The organism is Thermanaerothrix solaris, assembly GCF_032334255.1.
Classification (GTDB): Bacteria; Chloroflexota; Anaerolineae; order Anaerolineales; family Anaerolineaceae; genus Thermanaerothrix; species Thermanaerothrix solaris.
The window spans coordinates 1-5,602 of the sequence record NZ_JAUHMF010000006.1; the positions used below are offsets into that span (position 1 = coordinate 1).

Below are 5,602 nucleotides of genomic sequence, written 5' to 3' on the forward strand. Positions count from 1 at the left end.
GGTTGGTTTCAGGGTTCACCGTGCACCTCCTTGTGACTTGTTATAACAACCGTTTTAGACGCATTCTGAGCGGGCGTTTTCCCAGGGGGATACTGACATAGCCACCCCACAAAAACAGACGCCTTGTAGCGCTTCTAGAACGATCAAGCGCTGGCGTAAACGCTGGCGCTCTACGTCGGCGTAATCGCCAGCGTAAACGCTGGCGTAAAACGCTGGCGTAAACGCTGGCGTTAGAACGAGTTTTTCCAAAATTTCTCGAACGGCTTTTATTTTCCACGGCAGAACCTTTCAATTTCGCTCTTGTCAATTTCTTCCGGGCTCTCCAACAGCCCTTCATACCGTGGTGATCGTGAGATCTTTCGCACCCACCCAAGATTGATTTTTCCCTCCAGAAGGTCGCGCAACCCTGCCGCAAGCAGGTGTGCAGCCACGTTTGACTTGGGCACTCCGTATTTCCTGGCAATCTGCTCCACGGCCTCGATCAACCACTTCGGCAGGTCATAGGTCTCTTTCGTGCGTGCGCGGTCTTTCTCTGCCTTGCGCCTTTGGGATGGTGTCATCTCTTTCACTCGGGCCAGACGCGCATAGACAGACCTCGGTTTGGGTTTTCCCAGCGCTGCCTCAACTGCCGGATCTTCTAATTCGTACTTCTCGGTTTCTACCGCCAGTGTTTTCTTTACCGTCATGTCTTGCTCCCTAAAAATGCATCTAATATCTCAGCGGTATGCAGGTAACCCCCGATATTTCCCCAACTGTTCACGTTTCGAGCACCAGCTTCCGCATATCCAACAGCTGCCGAGCTGTATGGGGCGTATTCCCACACCGTTTGCCCAGCGTAACTGGCTTCCCGCACTTTGGTATCCCGGGGTATCGGGGGGAGTAATTGTTCATCCCCTAATTTGTCTCTCAAGATCTGTACCCCCGTCGCCGTGGCTGTGGTCACCCGATCGTACATCGTCGGAAGCACTCCAACCAGCACCGGCGGTTCTACATTCGGATAGCGCCCCAGGGTGCGCACGGTTTTCATCAACTTACCAATACCCATGATGGCGTAATTGTCCATGTTGGACGGGACGATCAGATAGTCGCTCGCTACCAGCGCCAGAATGTGCAGTACATCTGTGCTCGGCGGGGTGTCAATGAAGATCAAATCGTACTGCTCTCGCGCTTCCTCCAGCGCCGTATCCAGCAGATACTCTCTGAAGTTAGCCTGGTGTACGTGCTGTTTGACCAGTTCACATGTATGATCGTTATTGATGAGGTCCAGTCCGGGTCGTAGAGGTTCTACTACTTCGTCCAGGGATTTCTCCAACACCATCAGGCGATACAGCCCATCACTGACGTCTTTTCCAAACCCAGGGGCTACGTGCCCCTGACTATCCAGGTCAACCAGCAAGACTTTCCGCCCCTTCAGAGCAAACCAGTGTGCCAGATTAATGGCGGTGGTTGTCTTGCCAACCCCACCCTTCTGATTCGCAATGGCTATAACCGCCATAATGCCTCCTGCACCCACATCACCAGATTGTGATACTCCGCTACCAACTGCACGACCCGCGGCGGTTCAAACACAGGGCGTCCATGATCCAATCCCCTGTGCCAGCATAGCAGCAGAACCCCATCTGCGAATCCGCCAGCCTTCAAGAAGGCATCCGCATCGCCTGCTCGCTTTACCCACCCCACTACGTAATACGTGCCGCGCCACCCCTCCCTGCGCAGGTTGGCGCAAGCCGCCAGCGTCTCTTCAGTGCCGTCAAGCCCCAGCGTTTCCCAGGGGGTGGGAATCAGCACTACGTCACTCGTCCGCAGCAGGGATTCCTCAATCTCCCACTCTTCCCTATACCCATCCACGACCACCGCATCCGTCCCCAACGCCTCAAAGCGCTCGCGCCTAACTTCATCCGCTTTCAGGAACAATCCTTTTCCATCCAGCAGTTCGCTCGCGCTCGGCCGGTAGCCCGGCAGAACGCTGATCCCTGCGTGCGTCTCCTGCGGTGTAATTGCTTCCCCTTGCAACCAGCGCAGCGCCGCACCGTCCGCCGACAGGCCAAACCACTTATGGCAGTACGGCGGGTTGGCCAAATCCACCAGCGTCACCGACTTTCCCAACCGCACTAGCCCGTGGGCCAGATTCACCGCCAGCGTGGTCTTGCCCACGCCGCCCTTCTGGTTGTAAATCGTGATCACCTTCGTCATCGCTCTGCCTCCTCGAACAAACTCATCTGCTCTTCGGCCCGACGGCCATCCGTCAGCCACACGTCCCAGGGAATTTGCCTTTCTGCTACCTCGACTTCCAGCCCTGCCGCTTTCAGCGCCTGCACGACCTCAGGCGCAGCTTTCGTTGAAACCCGTGCCCGGGTCGGGTGCACCTTCAGCCGCGCTTCAAACAACCCCAACGCCTTCGCTATGTCCTCTCCTCGCTCAACCCGATAGACACGCCAGACGGTTTTGTCCACTCTGCACCTCCTTCCCGATGATCCTCACCCAGCCACTTCACCCGCGTCCGCCCACCGTGCCCGTGCACCGCCACCACATCGCGGATCGAGCCGTAAAATGCCACGCTGAACGGACGCCGCAGCCAGCGCATCGCTACCGTCCCATCCGAAAACTCCACCCCCTCGGCCACGATCCCGGTGCCCGACACACCCGACACGTCCTCATCCCGCACCAGCAGGAAAAGCCGCATCCGCCTACGCCACACCCCGCCCATGATCGTCTCCCAGGCAGCCCTGCAGCACGGCTTTCCCGCTTTCGGTAATGCCGTAGGTATCTCCGCGATGAACCACCAGCCCCAGCGCTACCAGACGCTCCACCAGGCGTAGGTCGAACAAGCGGGCAAGGAATTTTCGCGGTGTATCGCCCTGGCGCTCGAGATACAGCAGCGCCTTGGCTTCCTGCGTGCTTGACAGCCCAAACCGCCGCACGCGATAGGGATTGAAACGCACCTCTTGTTTTAGATCTACCTCGGCCATGGCATCTCTCCTGCTCGTTGTTTTGTTTCGTTCGGAATCGTTCTGTTTCGTTCGGTTTCGTTCGGCGTTCGGTTCGGCGAACATTCAGGCCACCTCCGTTGGGGCAGGGGAGAGGGTAATCTGCTTCGATCCCAGCGCCGTGTAGAGTTCGGCCAGGGTTCGATATTCCCCAACCAGGAACGTCCCTCCGCCCCGTCCGGGAACGGGATGGACGTAAGGACGCAGTAGCGCCACCGCCCTTGTCCAGGTCTCCGCCGGCCACCCCAGTTCTCGCCAGCCGGGAATGTGGTCGGCATTCCCACCGGCCTTCTGGATGGACTCACGCAGCAAGCGCAGAACCAAACGCCGGTTGGGATCCTCCCCCTTCTGCCGCCACTCGGGTTTGACAAAGCCCATGATCTGATCCCCAACCCGATAGGGAATCCAGTCGAGATCACCCCGCTCGTCACGGGTCTCAGTGTCTTTTCCTGGCGGAAGTTCGGGCTTGGGCTTGAGCACCTCCACGTGCACCGGCGGCATGCCATCTCGCCGCACCACCAGCACCCCAATGGGGCTGATCATGATCGAGCGCCGCGTTTCCTGCCAGCGCACGTAGGCATCCAGCAGGCGGTAGAGGAAGACGAAAAACAGCACGACGAGCGCCGCAAGCGCCAAAAAGACGATGGCCGTTTCGAGGATGGACTGCACCACCGCCCTCTGCCGGGTGACCTCGGCGGCATGTTGCTCTTCGCGGGCTTTGCGCTCCAGGGCCTGCAGGGTTGCCGTGGCCTGATAGGACTGCACGGCCAGGAGCATGGCATTCGCCGTCGCCGTGGCATCCACCGCCTGTTGGGTTGCCCGCAGGTCGAGATACTGCGCCGTGACTTGATAAGCCTGCGCGGTTTGGGTGGCCTGCGCCTGGTAGGCCTGCTCGGTCTGCCCGGCCAGGCGGTTATACGCCTCGGCCAGATGGCTGAAGGCCTGCGCCGTGGCGCGCAGGCTCAGCGGATCCGCCGGTGCATAGTATCCCGCCGGCGCACAGGCGGTTAGCAGCAAAGCCGCGAAAAGCACAAGCCCGTAGCGCATGACACCGTCACCTAAACCTCAACCGGAATCACCGTGCCGGTCGGCGTGTAAAAACGATCCCCGGTCTGGCGCAGCACCGACCCGAATCGTCCGTCCCACCCTTTGACCGGGCGGCGGGTCAGGGCACGGTAATCTGCCCCGGCCAGCACCTGCACGCCGTTTTTGCCTCCGTGTTTCAGGACAAACTCCAATGCCCAGTGCGCCTCAACGTCCGCTTTCAGCACCTGCGCCAGGTCATCCAGGATCAGCACCTGTGTCGCCCCTCGGTTCTGCCCGTGCCGTCTCCGATCCACCAGGTCGGCCAGGCGATAGAGCGCCTGTTCCAGGGCACGATCGTGCGGACACACGACGTCCGTGATCCTGTGCCCCCGGGCCTCTCGCTCGGTCACCCAGGTGATTTCCACAAAGTGACGTGTGTTGTGCTGCTCCAGCGAAACCCGTGCCGCATCCAGCACCTGCCAGGGCAGGGCAAGACCTTCGCCGAGGATCAGCAAACTCTTACCCCCCAGGGCATCCCACACAACCGGCACGCCGTCCTCACCCACGCCCAACACTGCTGTGGCGTGCGTGAGCACGGGTAGGCGCATCACCACCTCATCCAGTCGCCGCGGAATGACCCGAGAGGGTCTATTGACGTTGACCTGAGGAACGATTCGAACCTTGACAGGAACGATTTGCACCATGCTTGCCTCCTTTCTCCTTCACCACCCGCCCCCGCTTGATCACGACCCGCTCCCCGGTGCGGATGTTCTCGAACACCGTCCCGCTCGGCCACGGACAGGGAATGTGCCGCGCCGCTCGACGACACCCGCTCGGCAGCACAATGTCGCTCCAACGAAAGTGCCCCCCGTAGAACATGCCCGGCTCGTCTCCCGTGCGCGTCGGATCCACCACGACTTTCCAGTAGTACCCCGGTGGGGCTTGCCAAGCACGGCGGGTCATGCCTCACTTCACCCCCAGGCGCTCGGCCAGTTCTGCCCACAGCGGGTCATTCGCCGGGAGCATCTCCAGCCAGTACAGCACCTCGAACTTGCGCTCTTCCCGCTCGCGTATCTCCGCCTCAAACGCAATCAACGCATCCAGTTCCTCAGGTGTCAATTCGTCCATCGCCCACGCTCCGCTCCGCCGATTGAGAAGCGGGCAGGCCGCAAGCGGTTCGGCCTGCCCGCAGACGTTTCCTAGAACGGTATGTCGTCTGCACTCGTGGGTGCTGCTTCGCCCGCGGCTTCTGCCTGCACCCCCTTCTCGCCGGGCTTGCCGCCCAGGAAGATCACCTCCTCCGCCGTCACCCGCAGCGCCGCACCCAACTCGCCGTTCTTGCGGGTGAACGCCCGCACCTCGGGCCGCCCGCGCACGAACACCTGACGCCCTTTCGTCAGGTGCTGGTGGCAGACCTCCGCCAGCCCACCCCAGGTCGTTACGTCCACCCAGGTCGTCTCCTCGTGCTTCTGCCCGTCCCGATCCGTCCAGCGCCGCGTCGCCGCCACCGGGAACGACACCACCAACGCCCCCTCTGCCGTGTAGCGGGCTTCAGGGTCTTGACCTAGATTGCCGATCAGTTGAACTTC

General features: G+C 60.8%; 12 protein-coding genes. All 12 read right to left on the minus strand.

Going from position 1 to position 5,602, the window contains the following annotated elements:
- Positions 1-54: 54 nt before the first annotated feature.
- On the minus strand, positions 55-249 hold the full coding sequence (locus QYE77_RS14570; RefSeq protein ID WP_315626213.1) for a hypothetical protein: 195 nt from the start codon (positions 247-249) through the stop codon (positions 55-57).
- Positions 250-266: 17 nt separating this feature from the next.
- Complete coding sequence (locus QYE77_RS14575) at positions 267-686, minus strand: hypothetical protein (protein ID WP_315626214.1); 420 nt, start codon at positions 684-686, stop codon at positions 267-269.
- Complete coding sequence (locus tag QYE77_RS14580) at positions 683-1,495, minus strand: ParA family protein (RefSeq protein ID WP_315626215.1); 813 nt, start codon at positions 1,493-1,495, stop codon at positions 683-685. The genes QYE77_RS14575 and QYE77_RS14580 overlap by 4 nt, the downstream gene beginning before the upstream one ends.
- Entirely contained in the window at positions 1,483-2,193 is a 711-nt protein-coding gene (locus tag QYE77_RS14585) for a ParA family protein (protein WP_315626216.1), read from the minus strand. Before QYE77_RS14585 ends, QYE77_RS14580 begins: the two co-directional genes overlap by 13 nt.
- The gene (locus QYE77_RS14590) at positions 2,190-2,453 is read right to left on the minus strand and encodes a hypothetical protein (RefSeq protein WP_315626217.1); all 264 of its coding nucleotides are present in this window, start codon (positions 2,451-2,453) and stop codon (positions 2,190-2,192) included. The genes QYE77_RS14585 and QYE77_RS14590 overlap by 4 nt, the downstream gene beginning before the upstream one ends.
- A complete protein-coding gene (locus tag QYE77_RS14595) occupies positions 2,402-2,650 on the minus strand; it encodes a hypothetical protein (protein WP_315626218.1) in 249 nt (82 codons plus the stop codon). Before QYE77_RS14595 ends, QYE77_RS14590 begins: the two co-directional genes overlap by 52 nt.
- Positions 2,651-2,687: 37 nt before the next feature.
- Positions 2,688-2,969 (minus strand): hypothetical protein, encoded by a 282-nt coding sequence (locus QYE77_RS14600; RefSeq protein ID WP_315626219.1) that lies wholly within the window; start codon positions 2,967-2,969, stop codon positions 2,688-2,690.
- Between the two features lie 84 nt (positions 2,970-3,053).
- Complete coding sequence (locus tag QYE77_RS14605) at positions 3,054-4,034, minus strand: hypothetical protein (protein ID WP_315626220.1); 981 nt, start codon at positions 4,032-4,034, stop codon at positions 3,054-3,056.
- Between the two features lie 11 nt (positions 4,035-4,045).
- A complete protein-coding gene (locus QYE77_RS14610) occupies positions 4,046-4,717 on the minus strand; it encodes a hypothetical protein (RefSeq protein ID WP_315626221.1) in 672 nt (223 codons plus the stop codon).
- On the minus strand, positions 4,662-4,976 hold the full coding sequence (locus QYE77_RS14615; protein ID WP_315626222.1) for a hypothetical protein: 315 nt from the start codon (positions 4,974-4,976) through the stop codon (positions 4,662-4,664). Before QYE77_RS14615 ends, QYE77_RS14610 begins: the two co-directional genes overlap by 56 nt.
- Before the next feature lie 3 nt (positions 4,977-4,979).
- The gene (locus QYE77_RS14620; RefSeq protein ID WP_315626223.1) at positions 4,980-5,141 is read right to left on the minus strand and encodes a hypothetical protein; all 162 of its coding nucleotides are present in this window, start codon (positions 5,139-5,141) and stop codon (positions 4,980-4,982) included.
- A gap of 71 nt (positions 5,142-5,212) precedes the next feature.
- The coding region (locus tag QYE77_RS14625) for a single-stranded DNA-binding protein (protein ID WP_315626224.1) at positions 5,213-5,602 on the minus strand (390 nt) is incomplete at its 5' end.